General features: G+C 69.5%; 17 protein-coding genes. 11 read left to right on the forward strand and 6 right to left on the reverse strand.

Translation table 11 applies throughout. The features are described from left to right. The first annotated feature begins 31 nt into the window (after positions 1 to 31). Both BLU08_RS06235 and BLU08_RS06240 read left to right on the forward strand, forming a co-directional pair. Positions 32 to 1,549, forward strand: coding sequence for a S10 family peptidase (locus BLU08_RS06235; protein ID WP_090196871.1), 1,518 nt, complete (start codon positions 32 to 34; stop codon positions 1,547 to 1,549). After that, positions 1,546 to 2,094: a hypothetical protein gene (locus BLU08_RS06240; RefSeq protein WP_090196875.1), complete on the forward strand. Its 549-nt coding sequence runs from the start codon at positions 1,546 to 1,548 to the stop codon at positions 2,092 to 2,094. The genes BLU08_RS06235 and BLU08_RS06240 overlap by 4 nt, the downstream gene beginning before the upstream one ends. Here the strand turns inward: BLU08_RS06240 and BLU08_RS06245 are convergent. Beyond that, on the reverse strand, positions 2,036 to 4,177 hold the full coding sequence (locus BLU08_RS06245; protein ID WP_090196878.1) for a protein-disulfide reductase DsbD: 2,142 nt from the start codon (positions 4,175 to 4,177) through the stop codon (positions 2,036 to 2,038). The two genes, BLU08_RS06240 and BLU08_RS06245, sit on opposite strands and share 59 nt — an antisense overlap. An 82-nt stretch (positions 4,178 to 4,259) precedes the next feature. Between BLU08_RS06245 and BLU08_RS06250 the strand changes: the two genes are divergently transcribed. Then, on the forward strand, positions 4,260 to 5,483 hold the full coding sequence (locus BLU08_RS06250; RefSeq protein WP_090196882.1) for an FAD-dependent monooxygenase: 1,224 nt from the start codon (positions 4,260 to 4,262) through the stop codon (positions 5,481 to 5,483). An 81-nt stretch (positions 5,484 to 5,564) separates the two neighbouring features. Here the strand turns inward: BLU08_RS06250 and BLU08_RS06255 are convergent, their stop codons facing one another. The 3 genes from BLU08_RS06255 to hemC all read right to left on the reverse strand — a co-directional run bounded on the left by BLU08_RS06255 (position 5,565) and on the right by hemC (position 8,253). Beyond that, positions 5,565 to 6,527 (reverse strand): hypothetical protein, encoded by a 963-nt coding sequence (locus BLU08_RS06255; RefSeq protein WP_090196887.1) that lies wholly within the window; start codon positions 6,525 to 6,527, stop codon positions 5,565 to 5,567. Positions 6,528 to 6,625: 98 nt separating this feature from the next. Next, a complete protein-coding gene (locus BLU08_RS06260; protein WP_090196890.1) occupies positions 6,626 to 7,303 on the reverse strand; it encodes a uroporphyrinogen-III synthase in 678 nt (225 codons plus the stop codon). Continuing rightward, positions 7,300 to 8,253: a hydroxymethylbilane synthase gene (gene hemC / locus BLU08_RS06265; protein ID WP_090196893.1), complete on the reverse strand. Its 954-nt coding sequence runs from the start codon at positions 8,251 to 8,253 to the stop codon at positions 7,300 to 7,302. The genes BLU08_RS06260 and hemC overlap by 4 nt, the downstream gene beginning before the upstream one ends. 44 nt (positions 8,254 to 8,297) lie before the next feature. Here hemC and tsaD point away from each other — a divergent pair, with 44 nt between their 5' ends. From tsaD to BLU08_RS06305, 8 genes are all read left to right on the forward strand, one after another. After that, on the forward strand, positions 8,298 to 9,368 hold the full coding sequence (gene tsaD, locus BLU08_RS06270) for a tRNA (adenosine(37)-N6)-threonylcarbamoyltransferase complex transferase subunit TsaD (RefSeq protein ID WP_090196899.1): 1,071 nt from the start codon (positions 8,298 to 8,300) through the stop codon (positions 9,366 to 9,368). After that, complete coding sequence (locus tag BLU08_RS06275) at positions 9,365 to 10,399, forward strand: NAD(P)H-dependent glycerol-3-phosphate dehydrogenase (protein ID WP_090196901.1); 1,035 nt, start codon at positions 9,365 to 9,367, stop codon at positions 10,397 to 10,399. The genes tsaD and BLU08_RS06275 overlap by 4 nt, the downstream gene beginning before the upstream one ends. After that, positions 10,396 to 11,961 (forward strand): lipopolysaccharide biosynthesis protein, encoded by a 1,566-nt coding sequence (locus BLU08_RS06280; RefSeq protein ID WP_369816833.1) that lies wholly within the window; start codon positions 10,396 to 10,398, stop codon positions 11,959 to 11,961. Before BLU08_RS06275 ends, BLU08_RS06280 begins: the two co-directional genes overlap by 4 nt. 158 nt (positions 11,962 to 12,119) lie before the next feature. Continuing rightward, a complete protein-coding gene (locus tag BLU08_RS06285; RefSeq protein WP_233996116.1) occupies positions 12,120 to 12,734 on the forward strand; it encodes a hypothetical protein in 615 nt (204 codons plus the stop codon). Between the two features lie 85 nt (positions 12,735 to 12,819). Beyond that, a complete protein-coding gene (locus BLU08_RS06290) occupies positions 12,820 to 13,179 on the forward strand; it encodes a response regulator (protein ID WP_090196906.1) in 360 nt (119 codons plus the stop codon). A 147-nt stretch (positions 13,180 to 13,326) separates the two neighbouring features. Beyond that, complete coding sequence (locus BLU08_RS06295; protein WP_090196910.1) at positions 13,327 to 14,541, forward strand: acyl-CoA dehydrogenase; 1,215 nt, start codon at positions 13,327 to 13,329, stop codon at positions 14,539 to 14,541. Positions 14,542 to 14,552: 11 nt separating this feature from the next. Further along, entirely contained in the window at positions 14,553 to 15,200 is a 648-nt protein-coding gene (gene maiA / locus BLU08_RS06300; RefSeq protein ID WP_090196913.1) for a maleylacetoacetate isomerase, read from the forward strand. Next, on the forward strand, positions 15,197 to 16,207 hold the full coding sequence (locus tag BLU08_RS06305; RefSeq protein ID WP_090196917.1) for a fumarylacetoacetate hydrolase family protein: 1,011 nt from the start codon (positions 15,197 to 15,199) through the stop codon (positions 16,205 to 16,207). Before maiA ends, BLU08_RS06305 begins: the two co-directional genes overlap by 4 nt. Here BLU08_RS06305 and fghA read toward each other — a convergent pair. Together fghA and BLU08_RS06315 are read right to left on the reverse strand one after the other, a co-directional pair. After that, entirely contained in the window at positions 16,204 to 17,040 is an 837-nt protein-coding gene (gene fghA, locus BLU08_RS06310) for an S-formylglutathione hydrolase (protein WP_090196921.1), read from the reverse strand. The genes BLU08_RS06305 and fghA overlap by 4 nt on opposite strands. Further along, positions 17,040 to 18,146, reverse strand: a complete 1,107-nt coding sequence (locus BLU08_RS06315) for an S-(hydroxymethyl)glutathione dehydrogenase/class III alcohol dehydrogenase (protein ID WP_090196923.1) — start codon at positions 18,144 to 18,146, stop codon at positions 17,040 to 17,042. Before BLU08_RS06315 ends, fghA begins: the two co-directional genes overlap by 1 nt. Position 18,147 lies beyond the last annotated feature (1 nt).

Consider the following 18,147-nt stretch of genomic DNA (forward strand, 5'->3'; position numbering starts at 1 on the left):
TGTCCCGGGTGTCCTGCCAACAATCCGGCCCATGACTACCAGACTGATCGGCGCGCTCGCAGCCGCCTCGCTCATCGCAATCGCCGCTCCCATGGCCGCTCCCCTTGCCGCGCAGGACGATTCCGCCGCCGAACCCGCCCCCGTCGAGATCGAGCCGCAGGTCAAGAGCCGCAGGCTCTCCGGCACCTTCGGCGGGCAGCGGATCGATTACACCGCCACCATCGGCGAGACCGTTCTCAAGTCGGACGACGGCAAGCCCGAGGCGGTGATCGTCACCACGTCCTATGTGAAGGATCCCAGGGACACTTCGCGCCCGGTGTTCTTCATCTACAATGGCGGACCCGGTTCTGGCTCGGTCTGGCTGCAGATGGGCGCCTTCGGACCGAAACGGGTTGCGATCCCCAGCGACGCGCGCGACGATGGAGCCCCGCCCTATCCGATCGTCGACAACCCCGACAGCCTGCTCGACGTCGCGGACCTCGTCTTCATCGACCCGCCGGGCACGGGCTTTTCCTATCTGACCGAGGGCACCGACCCGAAGAAATATTACGGCCTCAGGCAGGACGCGCGCGCGGTCGCCGATGTCATCCGGCGCTGGATCAACGACAATGGCCGCTGGAACAGCCCCAAGTATCTCGGCGGGGAAAGCTACGGCACGACCCGCACGGCGATGGTGGTCGACGAACTGGAAGGCTCGACCTACAACGACGTGGGCCTCAACGGGCTGATCCTGATCTCGACCATCCTCGATTTCGCCATGCGCGAACCGACGCCGGGCAACGAGATGGCCTATGTCGTGACGCTCCCCAACATGGCGACGGCGGCCTATTACCACGGCAAGGTCGAGGCGGAATCGGCCGAGGCCATCGCCGAGGAGGCGCGCCGGTTCGCGATCGGTCCCTTCGCCTCCGCCCTGCTCAAGGGGCAGGACCTGCCGCCCGAGGAACGCGCCGCGGTGCGCGCGGAACTTTCGCGCCTGACCGGCCTGTCCGAGCAATATCTCGACCGGGCGAACCTGCGCGTCACCAGCCAGCGTTTCTACAAGGAACTGCTGCGCGACCGCGGGCTCACCATCGGCCGGCTCGATGCGCGCTACACCGGCCAGGATTACGACAGCGCGGGCGAATATCCCGACAACGACCCGAGCTTCTACGGGATCGACGCGGGCTATACCGCCGCGGTCAACGCCTGGGCGCGCGAGACGCTCGGCTACGAAACCGATCGCCAGTACAATTCGATCGGGCGCGATCCGGGGCGCTACTGGGACTGGAGCCTGGGCGGCGGACAGGGACGCGGGGCCTATCTCAACGTCGCACCCCTGATCGGGCAGGCGATGCGCCAGAACAGCGAGCTGCGCCTGTTCAACGCGCAGGGCTGGTACGATTTCGCGACGCCTTTCTTCGGAGCGGAATATTCCTTGAACCGTCCCGGCATCCCGCAGGACCGGCTGACCTTCCGCTATTACGATGCGGGCCACATGATGTATGTCCGCGACGAGGATCGCAGCAAGCTTTCGCAGGACCTGCGCGCCTTCATCCGCGCCCGATGAAGGGCGCCGCCGCGCTCGCCCTCCCCGCGCTTGGCATGGTGGCGGCGCTCGCGGCCTGCAAGCCGCCGCCCACCGACGAGACGCTGGCCCGCGCAGCGCCGGCGGCGCAGCCGGTCTTCGCGTCCGTCCCCCTCGCCTCGCCCGAAACCGAAGGCGCGGTCTGGGCGCCGAGCGCGCGGGGGCAAGGCCGGATCCTCTACGGCGTACCGGGCGAGCCCGCGCTGATCGCGCTCGCCTGCGCGGAAGGCGAAAGCGGGAACGGGGGCACGCTCACCATCACCCGTTTCAGCCCCGCCGACGAGGGCGCGGAGGCGATGTTCGCGCTGGTCGGGAACGGCCATGTCGGGCGGCTGCCGGTCGATGCGACCAAGACGGGGCGACGTCGCGTCTGGCAGGGCACGCAGGACGCCGAAAGCGAGGAATGGGAGCCGCTCGCCGGTCCGCGCCGCCTGACCGCGACCCTGCCGGGTGCGGGCATGGTCGAGATCAATCCGAGCCTGCTTCCGATGGCGCTGATCCAGCGCTGCCGTTCCGCGAAAGGCTGACCGCCGCGCGATCGACGAGGCTGTCGGGGGTCAGCACCTGCGGCAGCTGCTCAGGCTTGGCGGTGCCCGGTTCGTACCACAGGTAGAGCGGCACGCCCGCCGCCCCCTGCTCCGACAGGAAAGCGGTGATCGCCGGATCGCGCACCGTCCAGTCGCCGACCAGCGGCACCACGCCCGCAGCCTCGAAAGCCTCCCGCGTGGCCTCGCGCTCGATCGCGACGCTCTCGTTGACCTTGCAGGTGACGCACCAGTCGGCGGTGAACCAGACGAAGACCGGCTGGCCCGTCGCGCGCGCCTCGGCCAGCGCCTCTTTCGAGAAGGGGACGGGGTCGAGCAGGCTTTCGGCCATGCGCTCGCCGCGCGGCTCGTAACCCGCGGGCAGCGCGAAGGCGCCGAACACGAGGAAGGGCGCGGCGACGAGGCCGAAGGCAGGCCAGGCCATCTTGCCCGCCTGCTGGAGCCTGCCCACCACCCACAGCGCGAGCACGACGCCAAACACCATGACGAGCGCGAACAGGCCGAAGCCCCGCCCGCCGAGCTGCACCGTCAGCCAGACGAGCGCGAGCGCGGTCAGGCCCATCGGGATCGCCATGATGCGGCGGAAGGTTTCCATCCAGGCGCCGGGTTTGGGCAGGCGGCGGCGCAGCGCGGGCACGAAGCCGAGCAGGAGGAAGGGCAGCGCAAGGCCGAGCCCGAGCATGGCGAACAGCACCAGCGCGAGCGGCGCGGGCAGCAGCAGCGCCGCGCCCAGCGCCGCCGCCATGAACGGCCCCGTGCAGGGCGTCGCGGCGAAGGCGGCGACAAGCCCGGTCGCGAAGGCCCCGCCCGCGCCCTTGCGCGCGCCGTGCCCGGTCGAGATCGAGGGAAGTTCGAAGACCCCGGCGAAATTGGCGGTGATGACGCTTGCGAGCACCAGCAGCGCGACGACGACGCCCGGCTCCTGCAGCTGGAACGCCCAGCCGACCTGCTCGCCCGCCGCGCGCAGCGCCAGCATGACCGCGCCCAATCCGGCGCAGGCCAGCACCACGCCCGCGGTATAGGCCACGCCTTCGATGCGCGCCGCCGCCTTGCTTTCCCCCGCCCGGGCGAGGCTGAGCGCCTTCAGCGAAAGGATCGGGAAGACGCAGGGCATGATGTTGAGAATGAGCCCGCCGACAAGCGCGCCGAGCACGAGCGTCCACAGCGGCGGCGTCGCGGCCTCGGCAGGCCCGGCGACGATCTCGCCCCCGCTCGGGACGTCGCCTGCCTCGGCCTCGAAACGCACGCCCGCGCCGCCGCCGAAGGCGAGGATGCCGGAGACGCTTCCGGCTGCGCCCTCGCGATAGGGATCGAGCGGGATTTCCGCGACCAGCGTGTCGCCCGTGCGGCGGAAGGTCTGGGGCGCGGCATAGTCGACGAGGCGTTCGTCGGCGATGAAGGCGTGCGGGTCGGCCAGTTCGACCGAGGCCGGCAGCGGAACCGCAAGGCGCAGCGTTTCGCCCGCGAGCGCGAAGCGCGCCCGCGCATCGATCAGCGGCGCGACCTCTGCCCGCCAGCGCGCGAAATCGCCCCCGGGGCGCGCCTTGACGAGCGCATCCTGCGGCACGCAGACGCGGTCGGTGCAGGCGAGGAATTCGACGCTCGCCCGCACATCCGGCACGCTGTCCGGCGGGGCGTCCCCGGGCACGTGCACCGGCACCAGCACGGCATAGCGCCCTTCGTAGATGTGGTTCATCAGCCCGCCGATCACCAGCGTCTCGGGCACGGGATAGAGCGGCTCGCCCGCCTCCCAGCCCTCCGGCAGGTCGAGCCTCAGGGTCATCCCCTGCCCCGCATCACCGGGATTGCGCCAGTAACCGTGCCACTCCGGCGCGCTGGGCGTGAAGCGCAGGGCCAGCATCCATTCCTCGCCCGGCTCCGGGCGCCCGTCGGCGAACAGCTCGACCGCGATGTTCTCGTCGCCGAAGCGCGGTTCGGGCAGGGTGTCGTCCTGCGCGCCGGCCGCGACCGCGACCCACGCGAAACACAGCGCGGCGAGCGCCTTCAGCCATGCAACAGCGGCAATAGGGGGTGCAGCGAACAATCTTGCCTCTTCGTGGCGCATACCCCTAGATGCCGGGGCGAGTGCGGGCGAGATAGGATGCTGCCCGTCCAAACACAAACCGCTTCGGAAGGTTACGAGAACGATGAGCGCCGACAACGAAACCCGCGACCTCCTGATCCTCGGCGGGGGCCTCGTCGGCATGACCCTCGCGCTGGCGGCCGCGAAGAAGGGCCTTTCGAGCCACGTCGTCGACCGCGCCGATCCGGCGGAGCTGACTGCCGAGGGTTTCGACGACCGCGCGACCGCGATCTCGACCGCGAGCTGGCACCTCTTCACCAATATCGGCATCGCCGAGGGGTTGGAGGAATTCGCGTGCGACATTTCCGCGATCGCCGTGACCGACCAGAACAAGCCCGGCCGGCTCGATTTCCAGCCCGAACCGCACGAAGGCACGCTGGGGCGGATGTTCCCCAACCGCCGCCTGCGCCTCGCCCTGTTCGAAGCGGCGGAGGCCGAACCGATGATCAACTGGGTGGCGAAGGCTCACGTGATCGAGCGCCAGCGCAGCGAATTCGGCGTCGCCGCCACGCTCGCTGACGGACGCAAGCTCAAGGGCCGGCTGATGGTCGCTGCCGAGGGGCGCCAGTCGCCCACGCGCGAGGCGGCGGGGATCACCATCGCCAAGTGGGACTACCACCACCGGGCGGTCATCGCCGGACTGACCCACGAGAAACCGCACGATAACGTCGCCTGGGAGATCTTCTATCCCGCCGGCCCCTTCGCGCTCCTGCCGATGCAGGACGATGCGGACGGGACTCACCGCTCCTCGCTGGTCTGGACCGTGTCGGAAGAGGACGGCCGGGGCGTCATGAAACTCGGCGACCGCGCCTTCCTTGCCGAGGTGGAAAAGCGCATGGGCGGGGTGCTCGGCAAGGTGCTGTCGGTCGGCGCGCGGTCGAGCTGGCCGCTGGGGTTCCACCACACGGCGAAGATCACGGACGAGCGGCTCGCGCTTGTCGGGGATGCGGCGCACGGCATCCACCCGATCGCGGGTCAGGGCCTCAATCTCGGCCTGCGCGATGTCGGCGCGCTGGTCGAAGTGCTCGCGGACGGGGCGGCGATCGGCCTCGATCCCGGCGACGCGCAGCTGCTGAAACGCTACGAGAACTGGCGCGGGCTCGACAGTTTCATGGTCGCGCTGGCGACCGACGGGCTGACCCGGCTGTTCGGGGTGCCGGGAAGGACCGCATCGGCGGTTCGGAGGCTCGGCATGTCGGCGGTGCAGCGCACGCCCGCGCTCAAGACCTTCTTCATGGACGAGGCGCGCGGCGTCTCGGGCGACCTGCCCGAATTGCTGCGCGCGTAGAGGCGCGCTTGCAGACCCGCGCGCAGAAGCGCGTTTGACGACCTGCGCGCAGAGGCGCGCGGGCCTCGACGGGTTCGAACCCTATCGGTCGCGCTGGCCCGGGTCGGCCGGGCTCGGCTGGTTGACCGGATTGCCCTCCCGGTCGCGCAGGCCGCGCTGGTCGAGCACCGCCGCGCTCTCGATGTTCTCGAGCGCGATCATCACGTCGCGGTAACGTTTCGCATCCTCGATCCACGCTTCGGCGTTCGCTGCGCCCGGCATCCCCCGGACCTCCTCGATCGCGCTGTCGATCCGCCCTTGTTCGAGCGCCCAGCGCGCCCGTTCCATCCGCCTTTCGGACCGCGGCGAAGGCGTGCTTTCGCGCCGGATCACGAACAGTTGCGACAATTCGCGGGTGAACCGCTCCCATGACGGCCCCTCCTCCCTTTCGCGCAGTTCCGGGGCGAGCCCGTCGAGCCGGGCGATCAGCGTGTCGAGCCGGATCGGCCGTTCGCGGCGGGAGAAATTGATGATCGTGTTGACCGCATTGGGCCGTTCGTCGCCAAAGCGCAGGCGCAGCTGATCGGCGAGATAGCCCAGGTCGTCCCCGCGCTCGATCAGCCGCCGCGTGGCGAACGCGATCAGCAGCGCCTCGGCCCGCGCGGCGTTGCCCGCGGCGGCCTGCGCCTGCAGGTCGAGCCGGGTCAGGCGCTGTTCGGCGGCGGCGAGGCGCTGTTCGATCCCTCCCTGCTGCTCCGCCACGCGCGTCACCGCTTCTCCCGGCTGTTCGTCCTCCTCGCGTTCGTCCGCCTCGATCGTCAGGCGCGGGATGGGGGAAAGCACAGCCTCCGGCAGCACGATCGGCTTGGCTCCGGGCGAAGCGGTGGTTGCGGGCTTCGGATCGTCTTCGCGCAGGCTGGCGGCAAGCTCCTCGCGCGAGGCGTTCATGTTGTACCACACGACATAGCCCGCAAGCAGCGCACCGAGGATGAATGCGGCGAGCGCGCCGAGCAGGAGGCTCCTGCTGGACGACGTCTTGCGGCGGCTCCCGTATTTCGTTTCCATGCTTCCGCGTCCCTTGCGCCCGGTTTGCCGCGCGCCCTTCCGGGTTCACGCTTCCGCGCAGGTTTTGATGCAGCCTATGCACCCGTCATTCGCATATGTCATGTCACCATGTCGCGCACCATGTGGAGGAGCGCCGCGTCGCCGGGCTCCGGCGCGACGTGGATCGCGCGCCAGCCCGCGCCCGCGGCCTCGGCGATGCGCGGGGCCAGCGCGGCGAGCGAGACGGCCGACCGCGCGACCCCGAGCCGATCGGATTCGGACGCGAAATGGCGCGCGGCCTCGGCCGAATGGAGCAGGACGAGCGCGCCCGCGGCGAGCCTTCCGGCAAGGCGCGCGGGCATCGGCAGGGCTGCGCTTTCATAGGCGATCACGGTGGTGATCCGCACGCCTTCGGGCGGTTCCAGCGGCACGTGCGTCGCGCCCGCCACCCGCAGCAGGCGGGCCGGGGGGCGGACCGAATCGAGCACCTGCTGCAATCCGCCCGAGCCGGTTGCCGCGACCGCGAAACCGGCGGCGCGCGCGGCCTCGGCGGTCTTTTCGCCGACCGCATGAACCGGCTTGCCCGCGAACCGGGCGAGCGCCGGGCCGCCATGGAGGAAGGCATTGGCGCTCCCGACGAGCAGGGCATCGACGCTTTCCGGGTCGGGCTCGGTCCAGGCGCGTGCGCGGATCTCGAACAGGGCGACGCCCTCGGCCTCGATCCCCATGTCGCGCGCAAGCGCCAGCGTCGCGGCGAGCCCCGGCTCCGGCCGCACGGCGATCACGCGCCGCCTCATGCGTCCTGGCGAAAATGCTCGGTGATGGCGGGGCCGGCGCGGCGGAGCAGGTCTTCGGCCAGCGCCGCGACCTCGCCGTGGTCGCCGGGGGCGAAGCGCGCCGTCCCCTCGACCCGCTCGCGCCCGTCGGGACTGAACAGGGCGGCGCGCAGCGCCAGCGTGTCCGCCGTCGCCTCGCACAGGACGGCGACCGGAGAATGGCAGGTCCCCCCGAGCGCCGCGAGCAGGGCGCGCTCGGCCTCGAGTTCGGCCCGGGTCGGGCCATGGTCGATCGCGCCGAGCAGCGCGGCGACTTCGGGCGCGTCGGCGCGGCATTCGATCGCGATCACTCCCTGCGCTGCGGCCGGGATCCAGCCCTTGACATCGAGCGGATGGCCGACCGCGCTCTGGCCCAGCCGTTCGAGCCCGGCGGCGGCGAGGAAGGTCACGTCCGCCTCGCCCGCCTCGAGCTTGCCGAGGCGCGTCGCGACGTTGCCGCGGAAGGTCACGACCCTGCAATCGGGGCGCAGGTTGAGCAATTGCGCGGCGCGGCGCGGCGCGCTTGTCCCCACCACAGCGCCCTGCGGGATCGCCGCGATGCTCTGCGCCCCGACGAGGCAGTCGCGCCGGTCCGCGCGCGGCAGGAAGGCAGCGAAGCGGAACACATCGGGCCGGATCGTCTCGACGTCCTTGGCCGAATGGACCGAGGCGTCGATCCGCCCTTCGCCGAGCCATTGGTCGAGCTCCTTGGTCCACAGCGCCTTGCCCCCGATCTCGGCAAGCGGGCGGTCGAGCACCTTGTCCCCGCTTGCGACGACGGGGACGATCTCGACCTCGTTTTCGTCCCAGCCATGCGCGGCGCACAGGCGGGCGCGGGTTTCGTGGGCCTGCGCCATGGCGAGCGGGGATTCGCGCGTGCCGAGGCGGATACGATAGGCGCCCGGGGCGCTGTCTTGCGGTGAATGGCTCATGGCTGCGCTTGCTCTAGCCCCGACAGGGACTAAGTGGAAGCGCCATGGCTGCCGACGCCCCCAACCTTGAACGCCCGCTGGTATTGGGCATCGAATCGAGCTGCGACGAGACCGCGGTCGCGCTGGTCGCGGCCGACCGGACGATCCTTGCCGAGGCGATCGCCTCGCAGGAGGCCGAGCACGCGCCCTATGGCGGGGTCGTGCCCGAGATCGCCGCGCGCGCCCATGCCGACCGGATCGCGCCGATGGTCGCGGGGGTGCTGGAACGGGCGGGCGTCACCCTTTCCGGGGTCGACGCGATCGCCGCCACCGCCGGGCCGGGCCTGATCGGCGGGGTGATGGTCGGCCTGGTCAGCGGCAAGGCGCTCGCGATGGCGGCGGACAAGCCGCTGCTCGCGGTCAACCACCTCGAAGGCCATGCGCTCTCGCCGCGGCTCGCCGACGCGAGCCTCGATTTTCCCTATCTCCTGCTGCTGGTGTCCGGCGGGCATTGCCAGATCCTCGCGGTCGAGGGCGTCGGGCGCTACCGCCGCCTCGCCACGACGATCGACGATGCGCTGGGCGAAGCCTTCGACAAGACCGCCAAGATCCTGCGGCTGGGCTATCCCGGCGGCCCGGCGGTCGAACGGCTCGCGCAGGAGGGCGATCCTGCGAACCTGCGCCTGCCCCGCCCGCTCGCCGGGTCGAAGGAGCCGCATTTCTCCTTTGCCGGCCTCAAGAGCGCGGTCCTGCGCGCCCATGAAAGCGGCGAGCACGCGCGCGCCGACATCGCCGCCGCGTTCCAGCAGGCGGCGGTCGATTGCCTCGTCGACCGGCTCGAACACGCGCTGGCGCGGATCGGGCCGATGCCCGCCCTCGTCGTCGCCGGCGGGGTCGCGGCGAACCGGTCGGTGCGTGCCGCGCTCGAGGCACTTGCCGGGCGGCACGCCATGCGCTTCGTCGCCCCGCCGCTGGCGCTGTGCACCGACAACGCCGCGATGATCGCCTGGGCGGGTTGCGAGCGGCTTGCGCTCGAAGGCGGAACCGCGGGCGATCCGCTCGACATCAGGGCGCGGCCGCGCTGGCCGCTCGACCCGCAGGCCGAGGCGGTGCGCGGAGCGGGAGTGAAAGCATGACCCTTCGACAGGCTCAGGATGAGCGGGCGGAAATCGCCGTCATCGGTGCAGGCGCCTGGGGCACCGCCCTCGCCCAGCTCGTCGCGAGCGACGGGTCGCCGGTGCTGATCTGGGCCTACGAGGCCGAAGTGGTCGAGGCGATCAACCGGACGCGGTCCAATCCCCTGTTCCTCAAGGAGGCCGACCTGTCTTCCGCCATCCGCGCAACCGGCGACCTCGGCGAGCTTGCGGGCATCCCCATCGTCCTCGCGGTCACGCCCGCGCAGGTGCTCGGCAAGGTGCTCGCCGGGCTGGCCGAAGGGCCGCGTGATCTCGTCCTGTGCTCGAAAGGGATCGAAGGCGGGACCGGCAGGCTGATGAACGAGGTCGCCCGCGAAGCCTGCCCCGAAAGCGAGATCGCGGTGCTCTCCGGCCCCACGTTCGCGCACGAGGTCGCCGCCGGGCTTCCCACCGCCGTCACCCTCGCCTGTTCGGGCGGGGAGCCGCAATGGGACCGGCTGATGCCCGCCATCGCCCGGCCCGCGTTCCGCCCCTATTATTCCGACGACGTGACCGGCGCCGAGATCGGCGGGGCGGTCAAGAACGTCCTCGCCATCGCCTGCGGGCTCGTCGACGGGCTGGAACTCGGCCAGAACGCGCGCGCGGCCCTGATCGCGCGGGGCTATGCCGAGATGCTGCGCTTCGGCGAGGCGCTGGGCGCGCGGCGCGAGACGCTGGCCGGCCTGTGCGGGCTGGGCGACCTCGTGCTCACCTGCTCCTCCACCTCGAGCCGCAATTTCTCGCTCGGCGTGGCACTGGGTCAGGGGCGGAGCGCGGCCGAGCTCATGGCCGACCGCACCACCGTCGCCGAAGGCGCCTTCACCGCCCCGGTCCTCGCCGCGCTGGCCGAGGAACGCGGTGTCGCCATGCCGATCGTCGCCGCGGTCAACGCGATCCTAGAGGGCGAGGCGCCGCGCGAAGCGGTCGCCGCGCTGCTCGCCCGCCCGCTCAAGTCCGAGCGCGACGGGACGGCGGGCAAAGCGGGCGCGTGAGCAAGACCCCGCCCGTCCAGCGCGCCTCCGCACCGACGCCGGGGATCGGGGGCGACGTGTCGGGTGCGGACGACCTCGCCGCGCTCGCGCGGGGCGGACGGACCAACACGCTGGGTTTCGTGATCCGCGCACTGGGAGGCATTCCCTTCCTGTTCCTCGGCTATCGCCTCTACGGGGTCGAGGACATGGGCCGCTTCGCCTCGGCCTTCGTCATCGTCGAGATCGTCGCGCTGGTCTGCGCGCTCGGCGAGAAGCGCGGGCTCGCCCAGCGCCTTACCGAGGGCGCGGACGAGGAAGGGGCGAGCGCGGTCAATCTCGTGTTCGACGGGATGCTGGCCTCGCTGCTCGTTTCGGCCGCGATCTGCTGCGTGCTGCTGATCTTTCCCGAGATCATGTTCCCCAACGGCACGAACAGCGATTTCGACATCTGGATGATCGCCGGCATCCCCGCTTTCGCGCTGACCGAGATCCTGCTCGCGGCGCAGGCCTATCGCTACGACATCGCGACCACGGTGCGCGCCCGGGCGATCGTCGAGCCGTGGACCCGCTCGATCGCGGCGATCGGGTTCTTCTACGTCGCCGCGATCAGCGAGGCGGGGCTCGCCCTCGCCTTCCTCGCGTCGATCTACGCCGCTTTCGCGACCGCCCTGTGGTCGTTCCTGCGGACCTACGGCCTGCCGAAGGGCTGGCGCCCGCGCCCGCGCTACCTTGCCAAGATGTCGAGCCGCGCGCTGCCGCTGGTCGGTGCCGACGTGATCGAGCGCGGCACGCGCCTGCTCGACGTGTTCCTGCTCGGCCTGTTCACCTCCTCGGCGGCGGTCGGGATCTACTTCTTCGCCCAGCAGATCGCGAGCCTGCCGCAGAAGCTGAAGACGAGTTTCGAACCGATCCTCTCGCCCGTCATCACCAAGAACCTGAGGACCGGCAATTACGCCGCGATCGCGGCGCAGGTGCGGCAGGTGGGGTTCTGGATCATCGCCCTGCAGGGCGGGATCGCCCTGGCGCTGGGCATTCCCGGCGAAGCGGTGATGGGGCTCGGCGGGCCGGCCATCGTCGGGGGCACCGGCGCGCTTGCCCTGCTGCTCGCGGCGGAGGTCGCCGCCTCGATGGCGGTCGTTTCGGAAAGCGTGCTCGTCTACATCGCGCGAAAGCGCAACCTCGCGATCTCGATCGGGGTGATCGGCCTGCAGGGCGCGCTCACGATCGGCTTCATCGAGGCCTGCAACGCGCTCGGTCTCGACGAAGGCTTCAAGGCGGCGGGCGCGGCGCTGGCGCTGGTGCTGGCGCTCGGCACCTCGAGCCTCGTCAAGGCAATGGTGCTGAAGAAGCTGCTCAAGGCTCCGGTCTCGAACTGGCGCTGGGCGCTGGTCTACGCCGCCGCGCCCGCTGTCGTGGTGGGTTTCGCCTTCACCCTGCTGCCCGAATGGACCGAACTCGTCTTCGGCATCCCGGCGATCCTCGCGACTTATGGCTTCGTCGTGTGGCGGCGCGGTTTCGACGAGGGCGACAAGGTCCTGTTCCGCCGCAGGAGCATTCCCGGCGGCAGCAATCCGCCGGGCTGACCGGGCAGCAGCCCGACCCTGCGCCCGCCATGCTTGCGAACGGCTCATCCCGGGTTGCGCGCATCGCCGGGCCAAGCCCCTTGGGCAGCGGGGGCCAGCGCTGCTAAGGGCACCTGCGACGCGATTCCGCCCGCCTTCACAAGGGAAAGCCCAAGCGAATGTCCGAAACCATGGTCGAACTCCTTCCGCTGATCCTGCTCGCGATCGTCCTCCTCATCGTCTTCGTCTGGCTGTTCCTGCGCCTGAACCGCAAGACCACGGTGGTCGGCGCCGAGGATGCGGAAAAACGCGACGTGCTCGATGACGGGGCCGAAAGGCCGCGCCGCAACGAGGCCCTGATAAGCAGTCCGCGCGGGATGGAGAGGTCGTTCGGCGAAACCTCGGCCACCGCGAACGCGCACGGCATCGCGACCGCGGGCGAGAGCGCCGATGCCGAAGCGGGCGCGAGCGTCGCGCCGACCGTGGGCGACCCGGTGCCCGAACCCGAGCCGAAACCGGCCGCCACGATCGAACCCGTCACCGAAGCGGGCGAAGGCGACGACCTTTCCCGCCTCAAGGGGGTCGGACCCAAGCTCGTGACGATGCTGCATGAGCTTGGCGTGACCCGATTCGAACAGGTGGCCGCCTGGGACGAGGCCGATATCGAACGGATCGATTCCCAGCTCGGCCGGTTCAGGGGCCGCATCCGCCGCGACCAGTGGGTCGAACAGGCCAAGCTGCTGGTTTCGGGGGACAAGGACGCGTTCGAGGCAAAGTTCGGCCGGAGCGCGTGACCCGCGCGACACGGCGTATGGCCCCCCTCCTGCATCCCGCGGCGATCCGTGTTACAATCGCCCCCGCAATCACAGGAGGACACCGATGACGCAGAGCATTCTCGTCGCCGAAGACGAGATGATCGTCGCCTACGACCTGCGCGACACGGTCGAGGAAGCGGGCTACCGCGTGGAAGGTCCCCATGCCGGGATTTCCGCGGCGATGTTCGCCTTTCAGAAGGAACGGCCGGACCTTGCCATTCTCGACGTCCAGCTGAACGACGGCATGGTCTTCGAATTCGCCGCAAAGCTGGCCGAGCAGGGCGTGCCGATCATCTTCCATTCCGGGCTCCACACGCATGAGGAGATCGCCGAACGCTTTCCCGGGGCGCGAACGCTCGAAAAGCCGTGCCCGCCCGCGGAAATGCTCGACGCGGTGAACGACGTGCTCGCCCGCGCGGCCTGACCGCCCGGCCCGAGGTCCTGCTGCTGAAAGGCCCTCCCGAACGGGGCGGGGGTTGATGAATTGCGCCGTCTTTCGGCCCCCGCGCCCTTGCGCGGTGCGCGCGACACCTGCAAAAGAGGGGAGCAAACAAGTTTCAGGAGTAACCAAATGCACGGCCCCGCCCCCGAACAGCCCGCATCCGGTCTCGTCCCGTTCAACTGGGAAGACCCCTTCGACCTCGACGGCCAGCTGAGCGAGGAAGAACGGATGATCCGCGACGCGGCCAGGGGTTTCGCGCAAGGGACCCTGCAGCCGCGCGTGATCGAGGCCTTTCGCAACGAGGTCGAAGCGCCCGAACTCTTCCCGCTGATGGGCGAAGCGGGCCTGCTCGGCGCGACCGTGCCGGAGGAATACGGCGGTGCGGGCGCGAGCTATGTCGCCTATGGCCTCATCGCGCGCGAGATCGAGCGGGTCGACAGCGGCTATCGCTCCATGGCGAGCGTGCAGTCGAGCCTCGTCATGCATCCCATCCACGCCTACGGCTCGGAGGAACAGCGGCGCAAATACCTTCCCGGCCTCGCGAGCGGGGAGCTCATCGGCTGCTTCGGCCTCACCGAACCCGATGCGGGATCGGACCCGGCGGGCATGAAGACCCTCGCCAAGAAGAACGGGGACGGCTACGTCATCTCGGGCTCGAAGACCTGGATTTCGAATTCGCCCTTCGCCGACGTGTTCGTCGTCTGGGCCAGGTCGGAAGAGCACGGCGGCGCGATCCGCGGCTTCATCCTCGAAAAGGGCATGGAAGGCCTTTCCGCGCCCAAGATCGAGGGCAAGATCAGCTTGCGCGCCTCGACCACCGGCATGATCGTGATGGACGAGGTGAAGCTGCCCGCCGACGCGCTGCTGCCGGATGTCGAAGGCCTCAAGGGCCCGTTCGGCTGCCTCAACCGGGCGCGCTACGGCATTTCGTGGGGCGCGATGGGCGCGGCGGAATTCTGCCTCGCCGCCGCGCGGCAATACGGGCTCGACCGGCACCAGTTCGGCCGGCCACTGGCCGCGACGCAGCTGTTCCAGAAAAAGCTCGCCGACATGATGACCGACATCGCGCTCGGCCTGCAGGCGAGCTTGCGCGTCGGGCGCCTGATGGACGAACACCGCTTCAGCCCCGACATGATCTCGATCGTGAAGCGCAACAATGTCGGCAAGGCATTGGACATCGCCCGGATGGCCCGCGACATGCACGGCGGCAACGGGATTTCGGAAGAATACCAGGTGATCCGCCACGCGGTGAATCTCGAAACGGTCAACACCTATGAAGGCACGCACGACGTCCATGCGCTGATCCTCGGCCGCGCGATCACCGGCATCCCGGCCTTCGCCTGATCCGCGCCCGCATGAAGCTGCACGGCTATTACCGCAGTTCGACCAGCTACCGCTTGCGGATCGCGCTCGAGTTGAAGGGGCTCGCCTACGAGAACGTGCCCGTGAACCTGCTGGAGGCTGCGCACAAGGACGCGGCTTTCACCGGCCGCAACCCCTTCGGCTCGGTCCCGATGCTGGAGGCGGGCGGGCGCGACCGGGCGCAGTCGATGGCGCTGATCGAATGGCTCGACGAAGCCTATCCGCAGCCGGCGCTGCTCCCGAAGGACATCGAGGACCGCTACACCGCGCGCGAACTCGCCCATGCCATCGCGACCGAGCTGCACGCGCCGCTCAACCTGCCCGTGCTCAGATACCTCAAGGAGGAATACGGCAAGTCGCAGGAGGAGATCGGCGCGTGGTACCGGCACTGGCTCGCGCGCACGCTGATCCCGGTCGAACAGCGGCTCGAACAGCTCGGTACGGGCGATTTCCTGTTCGATGCGCCCGGCCTGTTCGAGGTCGTGCTGATCCCGCAGCTCTACAACGCCCGCCGGTTCGACTACGATCTCGCCGCCAGCCCCCGCATGACCCGGATCGAGGCGGCCTGCCTCGCGCTGGAACCGTTCAAGCGGGCCCATCCCGACAACCAGAACGACAACCCGCAAAGGGAGACACAATGAAGCTCGCAACTCTCAAGGACGGCACGCGCGACGGCAAGCTTGTCGTGGTCTCGAAGGACCTCACCCGCTGCTGCGCCGCCGACAACATCGCGCCGACCCTGCAGCACGCGCTCGACAACTGGGCCGAGGCGGCACCGAAGCTCGAAGTGCTCGCGCGCGATGTCGAACACGAAGCGGTGCCCTGCACGCGCTTCCACGAACGCGAGGCCCATTCGCCCCTGCCGCGCGCCTATCAATGGGCCGACGGCAGCGCCTACATCAACCATGTCGAACTGGTGAGGAAGGCGCGCGGGGCCGAGGTCCCGGAAAGCTTCTATCACGACCCGCTGATGTACCAGGGCGGTTCTGACGGTTTCCTGCCGCCGCGCGGCGACATCCCGCTGGGCGACACCGCGTGGGGCTGCGACATGGAAGGCGAGGTCGCCGTCATCGTCGACGACGTGCCGATGGGCGTGACGCCGGAGGAAGCGGCGGGCCACATCAAGCTCGTCATGCTGGTCAACGACGTGTCCCTGCGCGGCCTCATCCCGGGCGAACTCGCCAAGGGTTTCGGCTTCTTCCAGTCCAAGCCGGCGAGCGCCTTCTCCCCCGTGGCGGTCACGCCCGACGAGCTGGGCGAGGCATGGAAGGACAGTCTCGTCCACCTGCCGCTGATGGTGGACTACAACGGCGAACCCTTCGGCCGGGCCGAGGTCGGGGTCGATGCGACCTTCAACATGGCGGACCTCGTCGCCCACGCCGCGAAGACCCGCTCGCTCTGCGCGGGCTCGATCATCGGCTCGGGCACGATCTCGAACCGCGATCCCGATGGCGGTCCGGGCAGGCCCGTCGCCGAAGGGGGCCTGGGCTATTCCTGCATCGCCGAGATCCGCATGATCGAGACGATCCGCGACGGGGAACCGAAGACCCGCTTCATGCAGCCGGGCGACACGGTGCGGGTCGAGATGCGCGATGCGGCCAACCACTCGATCTTCGGCGCGATCGAGCAGACGGTGGTGCAGGCCTAGACCTTCAGCCGGCGGGCGTGCCAGGCGATGTGCTCGGCCATGAAGGTCGAAACGAAGAAGTAGGAGTGGTCATAGCCCTCCTGCATCCGGATCGTCGCGGACATCCCCGCGGCCTCGCAGGCCTCCGCGAGGAGGTACGTTTTCAGCTGCTCCTCTAGGAAATTGTCCGCCGTGCCCTGGTCGACCAGCAGGTGGTCGAGCCTCGCCCCGTCCTCGATCAGCGCCACCGCGTCGTATTCGCGCCAAGCCTCGCGGTCCTCGCCAAGATAGCGCGCAAACGCCTTCTCCCCCCACGGCACCTGCGAAGGTGCGACGATCGGGCTGAACGCGCTGACCGAGCGGAAGCGGGCAGGATCGCGCAGCGCCATGGTGAGCGCGCCGTGCCCGCCCATCGAGTGCCCGCTGATCGACTGGCGCTCCATGTCGGCGGGAAAGTTCGCGGCGACGAGATCGGGCAGCTCGCGTTCGAGATAGGAGCGCATCCGGTAATGCGTCGCCCATGGTTCGCGCGTCGCATCGAGATAGAAGCCCGCCCCCTTTCCGAAATCATATTCCTCCGAGGCATCGGGCACGTCATCGCCGCGCGGGCTCGTGTCGGGTGCGACGAGGATGATCCCGTGCTCGGCGCACGCAGCGCGGTATTCGCCCTTTTCCATGACATTCGCATGGGTGCAGGTGAGGCCGGAGAGATACCACAGCACCGGCAGCGTCTCGCCCGGCGCGTGAGGCGGCACGAAGACCGCGAAGGTCATGTCGCAGCCCGTCTCGCGCGAGGCGTGGGTGTAGACACCCTGCACGCCGCCATGACTGCGGTTTTCGGAAAGCCGCTCCATCAATAGACCACGACCGAGCGGATGCTTTCGCCCGAATGCATCAGGTCGAAGCCCTTGTTGATCTCGTCCAGCGTCAGCGTGTGCGTGATCATCGGGTCGATAGCGATCTTGCCGTTCATGTACCAGTCGACGATTTTCGGCACGTCCGTACGTCCCTTAGCCCCGCCGAAGGCCGTGCCGCGCCAGTTGCGCCCGGTGACAAGCTGGAAGGGCCGCGTCGCGATCTCCTTGCCCGCTTCGGCCACGCCGATGATGATGCTCGTGCCCCAGCCCTTGTGGCAGCATTCCAATGCCTGACGCATCACCTCGACATTGCCGGTGCAGTCGAAGCTGTAATCCGCCCCGCCGTCGAGCATCTCGACGATGTGCGCGACGACATCGCCCGTTTCCTTGGGGTTCACGAAGTCGGTCATCCCGAACTTCTCGCCCCATTCCTTCTTTGCAGGGTTGATGTCGACACCCACGATCCGGTCCGCGCCCGCCATCCGCGCGCCCTGGATGACGTTCAATCCGATCCCGCCGAGCCCGAAGACGACGACATTGTCGCCCGGCTCGACCTTGGCCGTGTTGACCACCGCGCCCACGCCCGTCGTCACCCCGCAGCCGACATAGCAGCTCGTCTCGAACGGCGCGTCCTCGCGGATCCTGGCGACCGCGATCTCGGGCAGAACGGTGAAATTCGAGAAGGTCGAACAGCCCATGTAGTGGTAGATCGTCTCGCCCCTGTAGGAGAACCGGCTCGTCCCGTCCGGCATCAGCCCCCTGCCCTGCGTTGCGCGGATCGCGCTGCACAGGTTGGTCTTGCCCGACAGGCACATTTTGCACTGGCGGCATTCGGGCGTGTAGAGCGGGATGACGTGGTCGCCCGGCTTCACGCTGGTGACACCCGCGCCGACCTCCCGCACGATGCCCGCGCCTTCATGGCCGAGGATGCTCGGGAAGATACCCTCGCTGTCCAGCCCGTCCAGGGTGTAGGCATCGGTGTGGCAGATGCCGGTCGCCATGATCTCGACCAGCACCTCGCCGGCCTTTGGCCCCTCGAGGTCGAGCTCGACAATCTCGAGCGGCTGTTTCGCTTCGAAGGCGACGGCGGCACGGGTCTTCATC

The organism is Erythrobacter sp. HL-111 (assembly GCF_900105095.1).
Lineage (GTDB): Bacteria > Pseudomonadota > Alphaproteobacteria > Sphingomonadales > Sphingomonadaceae > Erythrobacter.